We start from the raw sequence: 20,293 nt of genomic DNA, 5'->3' as shown, positions 1-20,293 counted from the left end.
GGATTTCCCATGTTACATGGCGTGTAAACTTCGAAACCCCTCTGTATTATTGCGGTTTTTAAAGGACAAATATTTGGCGCAAACAAATCGATATTTTTACCCAAATATATTGACTTGTATTAGGGCGTGGGTTATTATCAGAACGTAATAAGTGTTTGCTCTGTGTTAAATGTAAATATTTGGACTGATTTGGCGCAAAATTCAGATGGAGAGTGCAGAAATGAACAAACTTAGAATGGCATTCATCGGCGTAGGAGATATGGGTTCGCATCATTGCATCGGCTTCGATCTGTTGCCGGAATGCGAAGTGAAATACATTTGCGACATGAATCGGGCGAACGTGGACCGTACGCTAGCTGAGCTTACGAACGGCAAACCCGAGATCGTGACCGATTATAAGGAGCTTCTACATAAAGACGACATCGACGCCGTCGTCGTCAGCGTTCCGAATTTTCTCCACCGGGAAGTGGCGGTCTCCTTCCTCGAGGCCGGCAAGCACGTGTTCCTCGAGAAGCCAGTCGCCCATACGATCGAGGATTGCGATGCGATCATCGCCGCGGCGGAAGCGAACGACCGCATTCTCCAGATCGGGCTCGTCTATCGCTACTCGAACGTTTATCGCCGAATGGCGGAGGAGCTGGAAAGAGGCCGTCTCGGCGAGGTGAAGCTGATGTGGTGCAAGGAGTTCCGCGATCCTTTTCCTCCGGCCGATTGGTTCTACGACAAGAACAAGTCCGGCGGCGCGCTGGTCGAGAAGGACTGCCACCACTTCGACATCTTCAACTGGATGATCGGCTCGAAGCCGGTAAGGGTATTCGCGACGGGCGGACAGCATGTCATGAAGCAGGGGCAGCCGAACGTGATTACGAACTCTTACAGCCACTATCCGGCGAAGCCGATCGAAGACGTCTCCATCGTAGACCACGCATGGGTGACGATCGAATACGAGAACGGCAGCAAGGCGAATTTGGGCTTGTGCATGTACCTGAAGCCTCGCAACTTAACGGGAGACGGCTTGGAGATCGGATTGATCGGCGAGAACGGCGCGCAGATGGTCGCGAAGAACGACAAGACGATCGACATCGTCGGAGGCGGCGACTTCACCCGGGATCATCTGGATATCGACGTGACTTCCGACTCGATCATGGGCGGGCATACCGGCGGGCAGACGCAGAGAATCGAATTCGTCCGCAGCGTTCGGGAAGGCACGAAGCCGTTCGCTTCCGCGCAAATCGGTCGGGATGCGCTTCTTATCGCGCTGGCGGCCGAGAAATCGATCGTGGAAGAACGTTATGTGTACCTGCATGAATTCTCCAAGTAAGGGGTGTCCGAATGAAGAACCGTCTGAGGAGATATGACACATCCGTATTCTTTCTGTTCATCGCCCCTTGGATCATCGGCTTTACGCTCTTTTTTCTCATTCCTTTCGGCACCTCCGTGTTCTACGCCTTCACCGACGCGCGGCTGCCGGGAGCCGTCGATTACGACTTCATAGGCTTCTCCAATTTCCAAGAGATGCTGAACAATCCGACCTTCGGCAAAAGCTTGCTGAACACGCTCTACTTCGTCGGAGTCGGCGTTCCGGTCGTGACGGCGGGCATGCTGCTGCTAGGGCTGCTTCTGAACATGAACGTCAAGGGGATCGCTCTTTATCGCACGTTCTATTATTTGCCCACGCTCGTGCCGATCGTGGCGACGGTCATTATCTGGAGGCTCGTCTTCAACTCGGAGTTCGGCATCCTGAACGCGGGTTTGTCCGTCTTCGGCATCGGCAAGACCGACTGGCTCGGGAGCGAGGGGCTGATCAAGCCCGTCATCATTCTGCTTCAAGTCTGGATATCGGGAAGCGGCGTGCTGATCTTCCTGGCCGCGCTGAAGAACGTGCCGAAGCATCTGTACGAAGCGGTTCGCATCGATGGGGCGAGTCGACTTAGAGCCTTCTTCACCATCACGCTGCCGATGATCAGCCCGTCGATCCTGTTCGTCGTGATCATCCAGACGATGTACAACTTCCAGATGTTCACGGAAGCGCTTCTTCTCACGAAGGGCGGGCCGAACTATGCCGCTTACACGTTCGTCTACAACATTTACAAGTCGGCCTTTACGGATTTGCAGTTCAGCATGGCCATGGCGCAATCGATCTTCTTGTTCGCAATCATCTCGCTCGTTACCTTCGTTCTGATGAAGCTGTCCAACCGTTTCGTCTATTACGAAGGAGAGAAATAAGGGGGAAAAGGCATGAGCGCATCTACGAAACGATTGTTCTCGCAAACGGGCAAATACGCGTTGCTGACAGTCGTCCTGGCTCTATTCGCCGGACCTCTGGCCTGGATGCTGTCGACGATGCTGAAGACGAAGGCGGAGACGTACAAAGCTCCTCCCTCGCTGCTTCCGGAATCCTTGAATTTCGAATCTTTTAACCGGCTCTTCGAGGTCCAGCCGTTGATGTGGAGATGGATCGGGAACTCGTTTATCATCTCGATCCTCGTGGTCATCGGGGTGATCCTCTCCAGCTCCATCGTCGCGTACGGCTTCTCCCGGTTCTCGAACAAATACAAAAACCGGCTGTTTCCGATCGTTCTGATGACGATGATGATCCCGCCTTCCGTCATGATGATTCCGTCCTACGTGCTGTTCACGAAGCTGCATTGGGTCGATACCTGGCTGCCGCTTATCGTGCCGGCCTGGCTGGGAGGCGCCTACTACATCTTCCTGTTCCGGCAATTCTTCATGTCGATTCCCCATGAGCTGGACGAAGCGACGTACCTGGACGGCGGCAATCGCTGGACGGTATTCTCCAGGGTCATCCTGCCGTTGTCGAAGCCGATCGTCATGACGACCGTTATTTTCGCCTTCGTGAACACTTGGCTCGATTTTCTCGGACCGTTCCTTTATATCAAAAACAACGAGATGTTCACGCTGAGCGTCGGCTTGCAGCTGTTGATCGGACAGACGAGCCAGGACTTTCCGGCGCTTGCCGCCGGCGCGTTCATCAGCATCGTTCCAATCGGCCTCCTGTTCCTGTTCGCGCAGCGCTACATTGTCGAGGGGGTGATGCTGACAGGTTCGAAGGGGTAACCGGCAAGGCGTACGAATGATCCAAATCTGACGTTTTCAAAAAATTCCAAAGGGGAACTGAACATGGAGACAAACAGAAAGCGATTGTTGAGTTTGTTTACGCTGACCTTATCGATGGGGATTGTCTTGGCGGGCTGCGGAGGCGGCAACAATAATTCGGGCGAAGCGTCGAGCCCGGCTCCTAGCGGAAGCGGCCAAGCCGCTCAAGCGGGCGGTTCCGACGAGAAGGCGACCATTACGTATTCCCAATGGGGAACGGCCGAAGAGCTGCAGAGAACCCAAGAGCTTCTGAACAAATTCATGGAAGCCAACCCGAACATTACGGTCAAGCTGGAAGGCAAGGATTGGGGAAGCTACTGGGACGGCCTGACCGCCAACGCCGCGGGCGGAACCCTTCCGGACGTCTTCAAGACCAGCTACGCCTACATCGATAAGTACGCCGAGCTGGGGATCTTTAAGGAGCTGGACGGCCCGCTCGCGGACAACGGCTTCGACTTGACCAATATTGACGAGAGCTTGCTCGGATTACATAAATACGACGGCAAACAAGTGTCTCTTCCGATCGACGCCAACGTCATCGTCTGGTACTACAACAAAGCGATCTTCTCCGATCCGGCCAAGAATCCGAAGGGAGCGCAGGTTCCTTCCCTGGAACCGACGTGGGACGAGATTCTCGACATCGCGACGAAGATGACGCTGGACAAGAACGGGAAGAATCCGGGAGAGGACGGCTTTGACGGCAATAACATCGTGCAATGGGGGATGTCGGTGTCCCCGGGATCCACGATGGATTGGTTCCTGGAGCCGGAGCTCTGGTCCAACGGCGCGAAGCTCGTCAACGACGACGATTCGCTCGCGCTGGACACGCCGGAGGCGCGCGAGGTGCTTAACTTCTTCATCGACGCGACCAAGAAGCAGATCAACACGACCCCGGCTCAAATCGAAGGTCTCGGCGGTCAAGTCAACCTGGCTCTCACGACCGGCAAGGTCGCGATGAACCCGGGCGGCAACTGGAACACGACGAACTTCAAGGAAGCGAACATCGATTACGGCACCACTTATCTGCCGAAATTCAAGGAAACCAAGACGGTCGTGCAGCCGGCGGGTATCGCCATCTCGAGCAACACCAAGCATGAAGCCGCCGCTTACAAGCTGCTCTCGTGGCTGGCCGGCCCGGAAGGCCAAACGGAACTGGCCAAGCAAGGATATTCGATTCCGGCCAACAAGGCGGCATCCGCGGCCTACCTCGAGACGGCGGGCGAAGAAAACAAGATCTTCCTTGACGCGCAGCAGTTCGGCATCATCTCGCCGTTCACGGCGAAGAAGACCGATCTGGTCTGGACGTATGGCGAGCAATCGCTTAAGAACCCGCTCGCGGGCGACGGGGACCTGGATGCGGCCATCAAGGACTTGCAATCGAAGCTGCAGTAATTCGGCATGATTCGATAAGGGGGAAGGAGCGTTCGATCGCTTCTTTCCCCTTTATTTGCTTATGTTAGGGGGCCTGATGTGACGGGGTTTATTGACTATTGCGGGATAGAACTATACAATAAATTTGGCGCAATCAATCGATAGTTGCCGCAATTTTGTTTGATTTCATTCGAAACGGGAATAGAGAGGAATGTCACATGGCTAAGTTGAAGGACATTGCGGAGCAGGTGGGGGTCTCGATCTCGACGGTATCGAGAGTCATGAAGAACGATTCGACCCGATCCGTGAGCGAAGAAACCCGCAAGAGAATATGGGAGACCGCGGAGAAGCTCGGCTACAAGGCGAGCCGTTCGGACAAGGGCGGAAGATCCGAATCCAAGGCTGCGGCCCATATCGGCTGCGTCGTTGCCATTCCTCAGAACAAATACAACAATCCTTATTTCTCCGTCATCCTGGAAGGCATCGAGAAGGAATTGGGGGAGATCGGCCTGCGGCTGGAGTTCGTCTACAGCATCGAGAATCAGGGAGACATCCAGCAGCTGCAATCGCTCGTGAAGGAGCATCGGATCGACGGCATGATCATCGTCGAACGGATCGACTCGGACGCGTATCAATGGATTAAATCGAACGTAAAGGTCGTCGTCGGCGTCGATCTGTCGGACAAGAGCATCCCGGTCGTCTGCTACGACCGCGAAGGCGCGGCCAAGGAAGCCGTGGCCCATCTCATCAAGCAAGGTCATAAGCGGATCGGATATATCGGGGGGCCGGAGCTAAGCGATCCGTTCCGGCAGGAGAAGCGGTTCCTCGGTTACCAGAGCGCGATGCGGGAAGCCGGGCTCGAGACGGACGACAACTGGATCATCGACGTGAAGTGGGACGTGTCTCTAAGCTACGAATTGACCAAGCAAGCGTTCGAGAAGGAGGGCTACGCGCCGACGGCGATCTTCGCGGCGAGCGACATGATGGCCATCGCGGCTATGCGCGCGGCGACGGAACGGGGCTTGCGGATTCCGGAGGACATCGCCATCGTAGGCGTCGACAACATCGAGATCTCGGAATTCACGTCGCCGCCTCTGACGACGATCCATGTCCCGAAGATCGAGATGGGAATGTACGCCGTCAAGCTTCTGCTAGACTATATGAATAACCGCTATGCCTTGCCGGTTCGCATGACGATCCCCTACCGGATGGTCTATCGCCGTTCCTCGGAATCGCAGGCGGCCGCAGCCGTCCGGCATTCTTGACCGAAGCGCGCGGAAGGAAGAGCGGCAAGCAAGAAGGGTTGGCCCCCGGGACATTCGATGTCTTGGGGACCAACCCTTCTTGCGTAGATTTTTATATTCTCACGCGGGCTTTGGCGGATCGCGCGTAATCGGACGGCGGCATGCCGGTCGACTTCTTGAAGTCCCGGGAGAAGTAGTGAATGCTGCCGTACCCGAGCATAGCGGCGATCTCCGTGAAATTGTACTGCTGCTCGCGGATGAGCGTCTTGGCTTCCTCGATCTTCAATTGCTTGAAATACTCCATCGGGCCGGTTCCGGCTTGCGCGTGGAAGATTTCCTTCAGCCTGCTCTTGCCGAGATGAAGCTCCCGGCACAGCCGGTCGATCGTAAGCGCCTCGGAGAGGTGCGAACGCATGAACGCGATAATCCGTTGAACCGTCTGCTGCTCCGCTTTCTCGGTCTGGAAGGAAGCGGGTTTGCGCGCGGCCAGTCCTTCGGAATTTTTCGCATCGTCCAGCTGCCTGATCAATTGAATCAAGAGAGTCTCCAGATAATTGCGCATCGCCTGTTCGCTCGCGAACGGCGCGTCATGCCGGCTGATCAGTTCATGCGAATGCGAGCTGTCGTAAGGCGGTTCGAAGGAGTGAAATCCTTCTTGGAGAAGCTGAGACAACAAATTCCGCTCTCTGGTGCCGAGCCCGAGGATCAGGTTCTCGAATCGGGCCATATACGGAGAGGTACATTCGAAGGAGAGGACGAATAGGTTGGGCGGCTTATGCTGCTGGCCGACCTGAACCGTGTGGAATTCGCCCGGCTTATGGAATATAATCGTGCCCTGCTCGAGCTGGTGCGTGCGGTCGTCCGCCCGGACCTCCACGGAGCCCTTGTCCACGTACAGCAGCTCCCAGAAATCGTGCTGCTCGCCTTCGAACACGTACCCCTTCGCGAATTCGAAGTAATGGAACGAGATCAGCTTGCGCACCGCGATCATCTCTTTGAGCGTATGGCGAGCGAAATCCATCGGCCGACCTCTTCCTTTCCGTGCATAGTCTTCCTCTTTGTTCGACTCGAGCGAAATAAACATGATAATTCATGTACAATTCCTCGAAACGGGTCGGATGGAACGAATAAACATGATATTTCACGTACATTTCCTCGATTTGTTCGACGCGAGCGAAATAAACATGATAATTCATGTACAATTCCTCATCCGTGTCAAAGAGTCCGAATTAAGCATGATTTTTCACGTACATTTCCTCATCGAAACGAATGAGAAATCTAGGGCTCTAGCTTATACGATCTGCTTCTACGATCCTCTATTTGCATTCTATTATAATTCCTTTTCGCCTTGTGCAAAAGGTCCGGCTGATTTGATAAAGTCGGCGTGCGGGAGGGCTTCTATAATAGGTATAGACAATCGTAAAAGGAGGCTGCCGCCACGATGAAAAAGGGAATCAACATTTGGTCTTTTCCGGCAGGAATGAGCATTGAGGAGAGCATCGCGCTCGCCAAGGACGCCGGATTCGACGGCATCGAGCTGTCGCTGAACGAGACGGGTCCGCTGGGGCTCGATAGCACGGCTGAAGAGGTTCGCAACATCCGCCGATATGCGGACGATACCGGAATCGAGCTCTCCAGCCTCGCGAGCGGCCTTTATTGGGATTACCCTCCGACCAGCGAGAATAAGGAAGTTCGCGCCAAGGCATTTGACGTTGCGCAGAAGCAGCTGGAGTTCGCCGCGGAGCTTGGCGTCGATACCGTCTTGATCGTTCCCGGCGCCGTAGGAGTCGACTTCATTCCGGATGCCCCCGTCGTGCCTTACGACCGCGCATACGACAACGCTTTGTCTTTCTTCTCGGATCTCGCGAAGATAGCGGAAGCGCATAAGGTCTCGATCGGCATCGAGAACGTATGGAACAAGTTCCTTCTGTCTCCGCTCGAGATGCGCGGATTCATCGATACGATCGGCTCCGACTACGTCGGGTCGTACTTCGACGTCGGCAACGTCGTGTATTCCGGCTATCCGGAGCACTGGATCTCTATCCTGAACAAGCGGATCAAGAAAGTTCACTTCAAGGATTATCGCCGGCAAGCGGGCGGGCTGCACGGATTCGTCGATCTGCTGGCGGGCGACGTCGATTATCCGGAAGTCGTACGCGCGCTGGAAGCGATCGGCTATGACGATTACGTTACGGCGGAGATGATTCCTCCTTATACTCACCATACGAAGCAAATCGTTTACAATACATCCGCGTCGATGGACGCGATTCTGGGAAGGACGGTACGCTAATGCTGAACATCGCGCTGATCGGTCTTGGATTCATGGGGAAGACCCATCTGGAAAACTATCTTCGCCTCGAGAGGGAAGGGGCGCCCGTTCGCGTCGTGGCGCTGTGCGACGTCGATGAGGCGAAGCTGAACGGCGAAGGGGGCGCCGGCAACATCGAGACGTCCTCGGAGCATGCGATCGATTACGGCCGTTTCCGCAAATACACGTCGGTACAAGAGATGCTAGATAACGAGAAGCTGGATATCGTCGATATCACGCTGCCGACCTTCCTCCATCGCGACGTGACCGTTCAATGCCTGAACGCGGGCGCGAACGTCCTGTGCGAGAAGCCGATGGCGATGAACGCCGCCGAATGCGACGAGATGATCGCGGCGGCGGAAGCGAACGGCAAGCAGCTCATGATCGGGCAGTGCCTGCGTTTCTGGCCGGCCTACGTCTATCTGCAAGAGCTCGTGACGAGCGGCAAGTTCGGCGCGGTGACGAGCGGGTATTTCTACCGCGGAGGCGGAACGCCTTCCTGGGGGCCGTGGGTGCTTCGCAAAGAGCAAGGCGGCGGCGCGCTTCTCGACATGCACGTTCACGACACGGACATGGTCAACTGGCTGTTCGGCAAGCCGCAAGCGGTATCCACGACCGGCCGTAACGTTATTGCAGGAAGCGGGTACGACATCGTCTCGACGAATTACCGGTATGAAGACGATAAGATCATTACTTCTCACGTCGACTGGACGCTGAACGGCGACTTCGGCTTCGAGATGGGCTACAAGGTCAACTTCGAGCGCGGCAACGTGCAGTTCGACGGCAGCAGCGTCAAGGTGAATCCGAACGGCGAGCCTGGCTTCCACGCCGAGCTTCCTGCCGATCAAGGCTATTATTATCAGCAGAAGGAGTTCACCGAAGCGATTGCGAAGGGGCAGGCGGTCGAAGCCGCCACTCCGGCCAGCACCAAGGCGAGCATCGAGATCGTGACGGCGGAGAGGGAATCGGCGGACCAACGCGGAGCGTGGGTCTTGGTACCGTAACGGTTGCCTTCATGACGGAACGATATACGCTGCCTTATCGTCCGGAGACGGAGGAATTGTCCGAGGAGGATTGGAGCCGTATCCCGCCGCTGGCGATCGACCGGCAACAATGGCTGTTCCCGGACCATCCTCCGAAGACGGAGGTTAGAGCTTACTATGATAACGCGTTTATTCGCCTGCGATTTCGGGTGTTCGAGGAGTCGCCGACCATCCGGCATTTGGCCGACCACGCTCCCGTCTACGAGGACAGCTGCGTCGAGTTTTTCCTGCAGCCGCTGCCGGGGGAAGACGCTCGTTATCTCAATTTCGAGCTGAATGCCGCGGGAGCCTTGCTCCTCGAGATAGGCGGGGAGGGGGAGAAACGGCGGAAAGTCGACGCGGACCGAGGCGAATTCGCGATCCGTTCCGCGGTCGGCTTGTCCGATCCTGCGAGCGGCCGAACGTATTGGGAGCTTGCGCTCCGAATTCCGTTCGCGTTCTTGCGCCGATGGTACCCGGATTTCCGTCCGGACCCGGATGTCGTCATGCGGGGGAATTTCTACAAGTGCGGAGACCGAACTCCGGTTCCGCACTATCTGAGCTGGAATCCGGTCTCTTCCGAACGGCCGAACTTTCACCTCCTCGATAACTTCGGGGAACTCGTTCTCTCCAGCGCCGGTAAGGAGGAAGGGGATTTAGGATCCCGCGACGTATGAAGTTGAACAGCATTAAAGTCAAGCTGGCGGCAGCGTTTATCCTGCTGATCTTGATTCCTCTGTCTCTGCTCGGCTATATGAGCGTCCACCAAGCCTCCTCGATGATCGAGCGGGATTCGGCGTCGTCGCGAGAGACGATCGTCGAGAATAAAGCGTTGACCTTGGAAGAAATGATGAGAACCGTAGAGAGCTTGTCGACGGAGATCTTCACGAATCTGGATGCCATTAACATCACATCGGGCGAGGGCTTCGTGAACGCCAACGATCGGGACGAAGCGAGGAACAGCTTCCAGCAAAGGGCGACGAGCACGACGACCGGATTCTCCTATGTGTCCCGGGTGGCGATCTTCGCCGAGGACGGGAAGATCCACGGAGATGCCGGCGTGGTGAACAAGTCGAGAGACTCCACGCCGTTCCGGGAGCGGACCTGGTATAAGACGGCTATGTCCGCGCCCGGCCAAGTATTCTGGCTGGGCGCGAACCCGGCCGACTTCAGCCAGACGGCGACGGAAGGCGAAGAGGTCATCAGCCTCGTGCGCACCATCAATAAGAAAGCGACCTTGACGCCGGTCGGCGTCATCAAGATCGACTTGGACATCGGCGAGCTGATCGAACGCGCCGGCTTAGCCGGTTCGGAGCTGGACTCCTATTCGTTGGTGGATGCCGAAGGTAGCAACGTGCTGGGGGCGCTGCTGCCAAGTCGCGAGGATTGGCGGCTGCCGGATGGCAGCCCTGCGAATTCGAGCGAAGGGGACGAGCCGACGGCCGACGCGGCGAGCATGATCTCGGATGTCGACGGGGAGAAGCGCGTCGTTGCCTACCGCCCTATCGAAGGGACGGAATGGACTTTGATTTCTTCCACGCCGTTGTCCGCTCTGACCAAGGAGCTGCAATCGATCAAGCGTCAGACCCTGCTGCAGATCGCGATCTTCGCCGTGATCGCCCTCGCTGCCGCCCTGCTATTCTCGCAGCGGATGACAGGAGCGATCGCGCGACTGTCGGGCGCGATGAAGAAGGTGGAGAACGGCGATTTGAACGTCCGCCTGTCCTCTTCCTCCAAGGACGAGATCGGCGCGCTGACGCAGAGCTTCAACGAGATGGCGGGACGCCTCGCGACCCTCGCGTCGGGCGTCGGCAAGTCCAACGACGTGCTGAACCGGACGGTCGCATCGATGATGACCAGCGCGGAATCGGTGCGCGCGTCCTGGGAAGAGACGACGAAGTCGGTGCATGAGATCGCCATCGGCGCGAACGAGCAATCCGAGTCGGTGCAGCGCGGCGCGGATATGACCGACGAATTGGCAGCCGCGATCGAACGCTCCGTCGGCCGGATCGGCCATGCCGCGGAATTGGCCGAGGTAGCGAACCGGTACGGCGAAGAAGGCAAGCAATCGATCGCCGAGCTGACCCGGATGGCCGAGCGCAGCACCGAATCCGTTCGGGAGGTCACGGAGCGTACGCGGAAGCTGGCCGAACAATCCAAGCAGATCGGGGAGATCGTGAAGCTGATCCGGGAGATTGCCGCGCGCACGAACATTCTGGCGATCAATGCTTCGATCGAAGCGGCTCGCGTAGGAGCTTCCGGCAAGGGATTCCTTGTCATCTCCGACGATGTCCGCGCGCTGGCCGACCAGGTCAAAGTGTCTTCCCAGCACATCGAAGGCATCGTGGAGGAATTGGCCGCGGATACGGATAAGGTCAGCCAGCATGCGGCTTCGCTGCTCGGGGACATTGAACGGCAGGATCGTCTTATCGGCCTTAACGCGGAGTCGTTCGATCGGCTGCTGGGCGCAATCGACACGATGCACGAGAGCATGCAGCAGCTGAGCCTCGACGCTTCCGCCATGAACGAAGGCAATCGCAGCATCGTCGACCAGATGCAGGGCATCTCTTCCGTCGCGGAGCAAACGGCGGCGGCTTGCGAGCAGGTCGCCTCGTCTGCGGAGGTGCAGAACGATGCCGTCCGTCATCTGTTCGACCGGATGGCGGACATCCGCGAGCAGATCGCCGTTCTGGGCGACAGCGTCAGCCGGTTCCGTTCCGGCGGCTCGGAATAGCCAGTCGAATTAACTCCTTAAGCCCGCGCTATCTTCGGATGGCGCGGGCTTTTTGCGGCGGCGGAATGCTTTAAACCCTGATAAATAAACTTTTAATCCTTGAAAAAGGTAGGTAATGGTACTTTATAATGAATGAAGATAAGAATGGAGTTGAAGCAGTTGCATCCATTCTTATTCTTTATTTGGCTGATTAACGATTTCGAGTCCGCCGAACCATGCGGGCAACAGAAAGTCATAAGAACAACGAATTGATCCAAATATAGCTTTAGAAGACCGCGAGGAGGCATACAGATTGGCAACCATTCATCCATACAAAGACAAGGAACCGGACATTCACGAAACGGCGTATTTGGCTAAGGGAAGCGTCGTGACGGGGGATGTCCGCATCGGCAGGGAGACTAGCATTTGGTACAACTCGGTAATCCGGGGCGACGTCGCCCCGACGATCATCGGCGAGAGAGTCAGCATCCAGGACAATTCGACGCTTCACCAGAGTCCCGGCAATCCGCTTATCATCGAAGACGACGTGACGGTCGGCCATAACGCCGTTCTGCACAGCTGCACCGTTCGCAAAGGCGCCTTGGTCGGGATGGGCGCCATCGTGCTGGACGGAGCGGAGATCGGCGAAGAGGCGATGATCGGAGCGGGAGCACTCGTTCCGCCGGGCAAAAAGATTCCGCCGCGCACGCTGGTCGTCGGTTCTCCGGCCAAGCCGATGCGCGAGCTTAACGAGAACGATCTCGCCGATATGCGGCGGATCCGTAGGGAATACGTGGAGAAAGGCCAATATTACAAGCGGCTGGAATCGTAAACCGCCGCGCCTCGCGCCCGCTAATGGGACGCGAGGTTTTTTCTTTTGCCCAAAACAGACAAAATACGTATGTTCGGAAGGATCGGAGGGAAATTTAACATCGGCACGCTTGGCGGACGGAGTAGAAGACATTATCGTCCGGACCAAGACTAATCCTTGCAGGGGAGTGTATGAAAATAGGCATCTTAAGCGGAAATCCCAAAAACGAGCCTTTGCATTATGGCGAAGCATACGATCTGTGGCAATTCTCCATGGCGGCGAAAGGCTGCGTGTCCGGCTACCGGGCGCTGAGCTTCCATGCCGGCGACAAAGAGTTGAAAGCCATCATCGGCGACGCCATTAACCAAGCCGAGCTTGAAGCTTCGGAATGCGACGAGATTCTGGTCCATAACGGAATCGCTCCGCCTCCCGGGCTTCCGGAGCGTCCCGAGGCGAAGCTGGAGGACATTCCGGTCGGAGCTCGATTCGCCGATCAGGAGATCGCTCCGATGCTTTCGGCCGATATGGCCGCCGGACTGGTGGTCTGCAGTCAGATCATGGCCAAGTGCATTCGCGAAGACGTCGGGGCCTTGTTCGCGAAGTACCATGCCACGAAAGCGGCACTCGGCTTGAAATCGCTTCGTCTCGCGAAAGAGAAGGGCTGGCTGATTCCGCCCCCGCTGCAGATCGTCCGACCCGAACTCGAAGAAGCGCGCAAGTAAACAGGCCGGAAACAACCGGTTATGCCGATTAGCGGGGGGAAGCGGATGAGAAAGAAAGCGGCGGCCTTTCTGGCCGCTATAACGTTATGCTGGACGCTGGGAAGCGCGGCGCCGGCATCCGCGTACGAAGGCGGGGCTTACCATTTCGGCTTCAAGAAGAGCAAGGGAGGGCAGCTTCCCTCCATCGCCGAAGAAGGGTTCATGCCGATCCTGAAGAAGCACGAAGCCATCTTTCTCGGGAATACGGCCGTCAAAGAGCTCTACCTCACCTTCGACAACGGGTACGAGAACGGCTATACCGGTCCGATTCTCGACGTCCTGAAGAAGAAGCAGGTGCCCGCCGTCTTCTTCGTCACGGGCCATTACGTCAAGACCGAGCCGCAATTGCTGAAGCGGATGGCCGACGAAGGGCACCTGATCGGCAATCACTCCTGGAGCCATCCCGACATGACGCAGGTGTCGTCCGCTCGGATCAAGGAGGAGCTGGATAAGGTCAACCAAGAGGTAGCCAAGCTGACGAACCAGTCGTCCATGAAGTTCGTTCGGCCGCCGCGCGGCATCTTTAACGACCGGGTGCTGGAGGTAAGCAAGCAGCTCGGCTATACGAACGTCTTCTGGTCGATCGCCTACCGGGATTGGGAGACGAATCTCCAGAGAGGCGCCAATTACGCTTATACGAACGTGATGAACCAATTGCACCCCGGCGCGGTCATATTGCTCCATTCGGTATCGCGCGATAACGCCCAAGCCTTGGAGAGGATCATCGACAGCGCCAGGGGCCTCGGTTACGAATTCAAGCGCTTGGACACCCTAGACGTGAAGGTTTACCTCTAAAGCTGCGGAGCAAGCTCTGCGGCTTTTTCACATTTTCGCCATTTGTAATCCTTGCCCATCCCCCATATAATTGGAATATCTCAGCAAAAGTAAACGGGTGTTCATTAATGCAAACGCTAAAGGAAGAAATCAAACACCGAATCCTATCCGCCGCGTTGGACGAATTCGATCTTCACGGCTATTCCCAATCCTCCATGAGGCGGATCGCCGCCGAGGCCGGAATCGCGACGGGCAATATCTACCGTTATTACGGCAACAAAGAGGAACTGTTCCAAGCCCTCATTCGGCCCACCTATCTTCAGTTTATGAATCTTATCCTGACGATTAAGGAAGAAGTGCGCGGGAATCTGTTCAAAGACGTTCCCGAGCAAATGGGGCTGGTCGACGCGACCTTCAACCGTCTGATCACTCTTCTCGAGGAGTCGCGCAAGGAGACCAAGATCCTGCTCACCCAGAGCCAAGGCTCCTCCTTCGAGCACGCCAAGCGGGAGCTCACCGACATTATCGTGCAAATCTTCGAGAGCGTCATTTTCCATGGCGAAGGGGACATCGGCCCTAACGAGAAGACGGCGGTTGCCATATTGGCGCTAACGATTGTCGAGGGGGTATGCATAACGTTGCAGAACGTTACGGAACGCGAGCAGATTCGTCACTCCTTCGTGGAATTGGCCGCGGTGTTTGCGGCGGGTCTTAAAGAGAAGGCGAAGGCGTAACCTCTTTTTTTGTTTGAATAATGAACATCCGTTTACTTATGGGAGACAAGTTGATATTGGAAAGGAAAGTGGAATCATTCATGGCGAAGCTTCTGTACCGAATCGGAAAATGGTGCGTTCGGCGCCCCCTGGCCGTCATACTTATATGGGTGCTGCTATTAGGCGGTGCCGCGGCCCTCGGCACGATCTTCAAAGGGCCGATCAGCAACGAAATGTCCATTCCGGGCACGAAAGGCCAAGACGCCCTGGATTTGTTGAACAAGGAGTTTCCTCAGGCGACGGGCGGAACGATACGGATTATTTTCGCCGCCGGGGAAGGGACTTTGGATGAAGCGTCGAATTCGCAAGCGATACAGAAGACGCTCGAAGAACTGCGCAAGGATCAAGCCGTCTTGAACGTTGCGGATCCTTTCCAGTCGGGAACTATTAGTCCGGACAAAACGATCGGATACGCCGACGTGATTTACAACGTGGCGGCAACGGAAGTCAGCGAGGATTCCAAGGAACACGTCCAGGAAGCGATCGGAATCTCGCGCGAAGCGGGAGTTCAAACCGAGCTGGGCGGAGACGTTCAGATGTCCGAGCTCGAGATTCTCGGCGTATCCGAATTGATCGGCATCGCGTTCGCGTTCCTTGTGCTGATCATTACCTTCAAATCCTTCCTAGCGGCCGGATTGCCTCTCGTTACGGCGTTGGTCGGCGTCGGTATCGGCATGATGCTCGTTTATTACAGCGCGAATTTCTTCTCGATTACGTCCACGGGCACCATTCTGGCGGTCATGCTGGGCATCGCGGTCGGAATCGACTACGCGCTGTTCATAATATCGAGGCATCGCCAGCAGATGGCGGAAGGCGTGGAAGCGAAGGAGTCGATCGCCCGCGCCAACGCCACGGCGGGCAGCGCGGTTATTTTCGCCGGATTGACCGTCATCATCGCGCTTGCGGGTCTCAGCATCGTCAACATTCCGTTCCTTACCGTCATGGGCCTTGCCGGAGCGTTTACCGTCCTCATCGCGGTCATCGTTGCCGTCACGCTGCTTCCGAGCATTCTCGGTTTGGCGGGAGCCAAGCTGGCGCCTAAAGCCAAGAAGCAGGCAAGCAGCCCGAAATCGGGCAAGAAACCGTTCGCGTACCAATGGGCGAAGTTCGCGTCCCGGTATCCGATTCCCGTCGTCATCGTCGTGGTCGCTTTGCTCGTTATCATTGCTTTGCCCGCCAGACATATGGAGCTCGGGCTTCCCGACAACGGGGCCAAACCGCTGGATTCCACGGAGCGCAAGGGCTACGATCTGCTGTCCCAAGGCTTCGGCCCGGGTTTTAACGGTCCTCTAGTCGTCGTGGTGAAGGGCAGCGGGTCCGGGGACATCGCCCAGGAGGCGGCCGCGGAGGCGGATAAAATCAAGCAGCTTCCGAACGTAGCCGTCGTCTCCCCGCCGATTCCGAACCAGACGGGGGACTTGGCCCTGCTCAGCGTCATTCCGCTGACGGGACCGAACGATAAAGAAACGAAGCAGCTCGTGCACGGCATCCGGGGCATCGACGAGAAGCTGATGGTAACCGGCACGACGGCTCTGAACATCGATATCTCGGAGAAGCTGAACGACGCTTTCCCGATCTTCGGAGCGGCCATCGTCGTCCTGGCGTTTATCCTGCTGACGCTGGTCTTCCGCTCGCTTCTCGTTCCGATCAAAGCCATCTTGGGCTTTGTTCTGTCGATTATCTCTACGCTCGGAGCGGTCGTCTTCATCTTCCAGGACGGCCATCTGGCGGACGTCTTCGACGTCTCGAACCCCGGCGTCATCCTCTGCTTCCTTCCGATTCTATTGACGGGCGTGCTGTTCGGACTCGCAATGGACTATGAAGTGTTCCTGGTCAGCCGAATGCGCGAGGAGTTTACCCACAAGGGACATGCCAAGAACGCGATCGTGGACGGAATGGGTCTCAGCGGCAGGGTCGTCACGGCGGCCGGTCTTATCATGATCTTCGTGTTCGGCAGCTTTATCTTCGTGGACGATCCGATGATCAAGGTCATGGGCTTCTCGCTGACCGCGGGCGTTCTGATCGACGCCTTCCTGGTTCGCATGACGCTCGTTCCGGCGATCATGGCCCTGCTGGGACGTTCCGCATGGTATCTGCCGAAGTGGCTGGGCCGAATTCTTCCTAACGTCGATATCGAAGGGGATTCGATCCGGAAGGAACTGGAGCAAGCCTGATTTAAGCCGCGAATATATTTATGATCGAAGCGATCTCTTCCTATAAGGGGGAGGTCGCTGTCGTTTATTGCAGGGTTTGCGGGAACATGCGCGAATATAGTTACGTATAGGCGCTATTCTAGCCAGACGTAAATTGAAGGAGGAACATAAATCATGCTGGATGCAATCGCAATGGATCAGCTCAAACAAACGCTAAGGAAGGGAATCGACAACAACGAGGTAGCCGGAGCGAACCTGATGGCGATCCTAGACGGACGCGAGCTGTTCTACCATGAGGACGGCTGGGCCGACCGGGAAGCGGGGCGTCCGATCTCCCGGGATACCATCTTTCGCTTGTACTCCATGACCAAGCCGATTACTGCAACCGCTATCATGATTCTGATGGAACGCGGAATCGTCGATCTGTTCGATCCGGTCGGCCGGTTTCTTCCCGGCTTCAAGAATCAGCTGGTAGAAGAGAACGGAAAATTGGTACCGGCTGTCAGGGAAGTCCATCTTCACGATCTGCTATCGATGACGTCGGGCTTGGTTTACGGCGGAGACAACTTAGCCGGCAAGGGTACGGAGGCGCTGCTGCAAGAGCTCGATCGAAGGCTTCTCGGCGAATCGCCGATGGGAACGCTTGAGGCGATGAACCGGCTGGGCGAGTGCCCATTGGCGTTTCAGCCGGGTTCGTCCTGGCAGTACGGAACCTCCGCCGACGTTCTTGGCGCGGTAGTCGAAGCGGCAACCGGAATGCGGTTCGGAGAGTTTCTGAGGCAAGAAATCTTCGAGCCGCTCGGGATGCGGGACACCGGGTTCTGGGTGCCCGATTCCAAGCAAGCGCGTCTGGCGAAGGCTTACGAAGATAACGGACAAGGCGGGCTCGCGCCTTACACGGGCAACAGGCTCGCCATCGTAAACCGGTTGGATCGCGATCCGGCGTTCGAGTCCGGCGGAGCCGGGCTGACCTCGACGATCGAGGATGCCGCCAGGTTCACGACCATGCTGCTGAAGGAAGGAACCCTGGACGGCGCTCGAATTCTTCGGCCCAGAACCGTCCGCTACTTAACTTCGGCGAACCTGACGGCATGGCAGCAGAACGCCTTCGCTTCCTGGCATACGTTCAGAGGCCATAGCTACGGCAACCAGATGCGCGTCATGACGGACAGCAGGCAAGCGGGCATTCTCGGAAGCGAGGGCGAGTACGGCTGGGACGGCTGGCTTGGATGTTATTTCTGCAATAGTCCTAAGGACGGCCTGACCTTCCTGTTCATGGTTCAGAAGAAGGATGCGGGAACGATGCCGCTTACCCGCAAGCTTCGCAATATCGTGTTCAGCGCCTTATAATTCGGCCGCCAAGGAGGAATGCCATGGAAGACTGGAGGAACCGCCCGGAAATACGGCCTATAGCCGATAGCCAGCATCCGTGCCAAGCTTATGGAAGCTCCGGAATTCCGCCGGCGTCATCCCCTCGGAACGCTTGAAGCAGGAAATAAAGTAGCTCGCCTGCGAGAAGCCCGTCTCGAGCGCGATTTCCTTGACGGATAGCGGAGTGGACACGAGAAGCCGCTTGGCTTGGATCAGGCGGGATTCCAGCACGAAGTCGGGGAACGACTTCCCGAACGTCCGGCCGAACTTGCGGCTGAAGTAATGCGCGCTGTATCCGGCGAGGGCGGCCGCTTGCTCGATGGAGAACGATTCGGCACTGTGGGTGCGGACGTAATTGGCGACGGCCCGGATCTTGTCCGCGGCCGGATCGATGGGAACGTTCAGCCGGTCGGACAGGGTCTGAAGCCGGGTCAGAAGCTCATACAACGTAGAGGCCATGCCGTATTCGTCCTCGACCCGGTACGTTCTCCCCAAGGCAAGCAGCCTGTCCGTCAAGTCGACGAACGGCTCCAGCTCCGTCAAAGCGAACAGCCAAGGCTCGCCGACCCCTTTGCCGTCGAGGAGCTCCTCCAGTCGCTCCCCGAAGAAGTGGACCCACCGAATGGACCAGGGATTCTCCGCATCCGAATAGTATCTCTGCCGCAGGCCGGGGCCGAAGAGGAATCCCTGTCCTTTCGTTAATTCATAACGTTTCCCTTCGGTCAGCAGATACCCCTTGCCTTCAATCACGATATGCAGATTATAGGAACGATCCAAATTGAGATCCGTCGTTCGAAATTCGCGGTTCACGCTATGATCGGGATAATCGCTGTAGCCCCCGATGAAGTCGGGGAAGCAGACATGCCTTGGAAAAAGAGGCTTGGGAAGAAAAATGTGCTCGCGCATGTTGGGGCTCCTTGGATGGGGGCTTTTTCAAGTCATTATACTAGAAATTTCATACCCAAAGGAGCTAACATGAATTCGCCGATTCCTTCAACCGAATTGATTAAAGAGATCGAATATTCCGAGATAGCCTACATGACGGACCGCATGACCGCCATCCAGAATCGGCCGGGGAATCCGGAAGGAATCGAGATACGGCGTTTCGGCAATGCGGTCGCATTTTACAGCAAGACAATGCCGTGGTCCTCGTTCAATACGGTCAAGGGCTTGACGAACCAAGATGCCGACCGATTGGAGGAAATTCTCGATTTCTATAAGAGCAGGGCTCGAAACGTTCATTTGGAGGTCGTTCCTTCCCGCGTCGACAAGACGTTCTTGAAGCGTATGGCCGAGTTAGACTTATATTCGTCGGGTTTTCATTGTTCCTTGATTACGGAACCGAAGACGGCTACGAACGCGAGCGACGGCATCCGGATTCAAGAGCTGAACGAAGATCAGTTCGACCTGTACGCGACCATACACTGCAGAGGCACCGGACTGTCGGATGACGGTATTCCCCATGTCGCCCGGAATAATAAGGTTCTCTATGGCCGTCCGGGTTGGAAGTTCTATCTGGCATTCCTTAACGATTCCCCGGCAGCCGTAGGCGTCATGCATATCCGCAACCGGACTGCCTCCTTAACGTTCGCGGCTACGCTGCCCGAATTCAGAAACCAAGGCTTGCATCGCCAGCTCTTGAACAGAAGGATAGCGGATGCTTTACATAACGATTGCAAGTTGGTTGTCGCCCAATGCTCGTTCCTGTCCCCAAGCCATCGAAACATGGAGCATGCCGGAATGAAGCTGGGTTACCTTCGAACATCTTGGACGGAGAAATAAACGTCAAAGAAACGCGAATCAAATCTATGGATGATCCCGGGTTTAGATCCGAATAGCCGAAAGCTATCATGTATATCAAATATTTTTATGAAA

General features: G+C 56.4%; 18 protein-coding genes. 16 read left to right on the top strand and 2 right to left on the bottom strand.

Annotated features, from left to right (window positions below):
- Positions 1–220 precede the first annotated feature (220 nt).
- From H7B67_RS10240 to H7B67_RS10220, 5 genes are all read left to right on the top strand, one after another.
- Positions 221–1,321, top strand: a complete 1,101-nt coding sequence (locus H7B67_RS10240; RefSeq protein WP_185119732.1) for a Gfo/Idh/MocA family protein — start codon at positions 221–223, stop codon at positions 1,319–1,321.
- A gap of 11 nt (positions 1,322–1,332) precedes the next feature.
- Positions 1,333–2,226: a carbohydrate ABC transporter permease gene (locus H7B67_RS10235; RefSeq protein ID WP_185119731.1), complete on the top strand. Its 894-nt coding sequence runs from the start codon at positions 1,333–1,335 to the stop codon at positions 2,224–2,226.
- 12 nt (positions 2,227–2,238) lie between these two features.
- On the top strand, positions 2,239–3,078 hold the full coding sequence (locus H7B67_RS10230; protein ID WP_185119730.1) for a carbohydrate ABC transporter permease: 840 nt from the start codon (positions 2,239–2,241) through the stop codon (positions 3,076–3,078).
- Between the two features lie 63 nt (positions 3,079–3,141).
- Positions 3,142–4,509, top strand: a complete 1,368-nt coding sequence (locus H7B67_RS10225; RefSeq protein ID WP_185119729.1) for an ABC transporter substrate-binding protein — start codon at positions 3,142–3,144, stop codon at positions 4,507–4,509.
- 197 nt (positions 4,510–4,706) lie between these two features.
- Complete coding sequence (locus tag H7B67_RS10220) at positions 4,707–5,753, top strand: LacI family DNA-binding transcriptional regulator (RefSeq protein WP_185119728.1); 1,047 nt, start codon at positions 4,707–4,709, stop codon at positions 5,751–5,753.
- Between the two features lie 91 nt (positions 5,754–5,844).
- On the opposite strand, the gene H7B67_RS10215 is transcribed toward H7B67_RS10220, so the two are convergent.
- Positions 5,845–6,753, bottom strand: a complete 909-nt coding sequence (locus tag H7B67_RS10215) for an AraC family transcriptional regulator (RefSeq protein ID WP_185119727.1) — start codon at positions 6,751–6,753, stop codon at positions 5,845–5,847.
- Positions 6,754–7,173: 420 nt separating this feature from the next.
- On the opposite strand from H7B67_RS10215, the gene H7B67_RS10210 reads away from it, so the two are divergent.
- From H7B67_RS10210 to H7B67_RS10165, 10 genes are all read left to right on the top strand, one after another.
- Complete coding sequence (locus H7B67_RS10210) at positions 7,174–8,022, top strand: sugar phosphate isomerase/epimerase family protein (RefSeq protein ID WP_185119726.1); 849 nt, start codon at positions 7,174–7,176, stop codon at positions 8,020–8,022.
- Positions 8,022–9,044, top strand: coding sequence for a Gfo/Idh/MocA family protein (locus H7B67_RS10205; protein WP_185119725.1), 1,023 nt, complete (start codon positions 8,022–8,024; stop codon positions 9,042–9,044). The genes H7B67_RS10210 and H7B67_RS10205 overlap by 1 nt, the downstream gene beginning before the upstream one ends.
- Entirely contained in the window at positions 9,026–9,739 is a 714-nt protein-coding gene (locus tag H7B67_RS10200) for a carbohydrate-binding family 9-like protein (protein WP_185119724.1), read from the top strand. Before H7B67_RS10205 ends, H7B67_RS10200 begins: the two co-directional genes overlap by 19 nt.
- Positions 9,736–11,796, top strand: a complete 2,061-nt coding sequence (locus H7B67_RS10195; protein ID WP_185119723.1) for a methyl-accepting chemotaxis protein — start codon at positions 9,736–9,738, stop codon at positions 11,794–11,796. Before H7B67_RS10200 ends, H7B67_RS10195 begins: the two co-directional genes overlap by 4 nt.
- A gap of 292 nt (positions 11,797–12,088) precedes the next feature.
- Positions 12,089–12,607 carry a gamma carbonic anhydrase gene (locus H7B67_RS10190; protein ID WP_185119722.1) on the top strand — a complete coding sequence of 173 codons (519 nt, stop codon included), beginning with the start codon at positions 12,089–12,091 and terminating at the stop codon, positions 12,605–12,607.
- A gap of 176 nt (positions 12,608–12,783) precedes the next feature.
- On the top strand, positions 12,784–13,308 hold the full coding sequence (locus H7B67_RS10185) for a DUF3231 family protein (RefSeq protein ID WP_185119959.1): 525 nt from the start codon (positions 12,784–12,786) through the stop codon (positions 13,306–13,308).
- Between the two features lie 45 nt (positions 13,309–13,353).
- Positions 13,354–14,142 carry a delta-lactam-biosynthetic de-N-acetylase gene (pdaA, locus tag H7B67_RS10180; protein ID WP_185119721.1) on the top strand — a complete coding sequence of 263 codons (789 nt, stop codon included), beginning with the start codon at positions 13,354–13,356 and terminating at the stop codon, positions 14,140–14,142.
- A 107-nt stretch (positions 14,143–14,249) separates the two neighbouring features.
- Positions 14,250–14,855 carry a TetR/AcrR family transcriptional regulator gene (locus H7B67_RS10175; RefSeq protein ID WP_185119720.1) on the top strand — a complete coding sequence of 202 codons (606 nt, stop codon included), beginning with the start codon at positions 14,250–14,252 and terminating at the stop codon, positions 14,853–14,855.
- 80 nt (positions 14,856–14,935) lie between these two features.
- Positions 14,936–17,068: an MMPL family transporter gene (locus tag H7B67_RS10170; protein ID WP_185119719.1), complete on the top strand. Its 2,133-nt coding sequence runs from the start codon at positions 14,936–14,938 to the stop codon at positions 17,066–17,068.
- 153 nt (positions 17,069–17,221) lie between these two features.
- On the top strand, positions 17,222–18,397 hold the full coding sequence (locus H7B67_RS10165) for a serine hydrolase domain-containing protein (RefSeq protein WP_185119718.1): 1,176 nt from the start codon (positions 17,222–17,224) through the stop codon (positions 18,395–18,397).
- A gap of 57 nt (positions 18,398–18,454) precedes the next feature.
- Here the strand turns inward: H7B67_RS10165 and H7B67_RS10160 are convergent, their stop codons facing one another.
- Entirely contained in the window at positions 18,455–19,324 is an 870-nt protein-coding gene (locus H7B67_RS10160; RefSeq protein ID WP_185119717.1) for a helix-turn-helix transcriptional regulator, read from the bottom strand.
- A 69-nt stretch (positions 19,325–19,393) separates the two neighbouring features.
- Here H7B67_RS10160 and H7B67_RS10155 point away from each other — a divergent pair, with 69 nt between their 5' ends.
- Positions 19,394–20,200: a GNAT family N-acetyltransferase gene (locus tag H7B67_RS10155; protein WP_185119716.1), complete on the top strand. Its 807-nt coding sequence runs from the start codon at positions 19,394–19,396 to the stop codon at positions 20,198–20,200.
- Positions 20,201–20,293: the final 93 nt, after the last annotated feature.

The sequence above is a fragment of the Cohnella thailandensis genome (genome assembly GCF_014212135.1).
GTDB classification, from domain to species: domain Bacteria; phylum Bacillota; class Bacilli; order Paenibacillales; family Paenibacillaceae; genus Cohnella; species Cohnella thailandensis.
The sequence above is the reverse complement of the archived record's forward strand: the minus strand, read 5'-3'. Positions and strand labels throughout refer to the sequence as shown.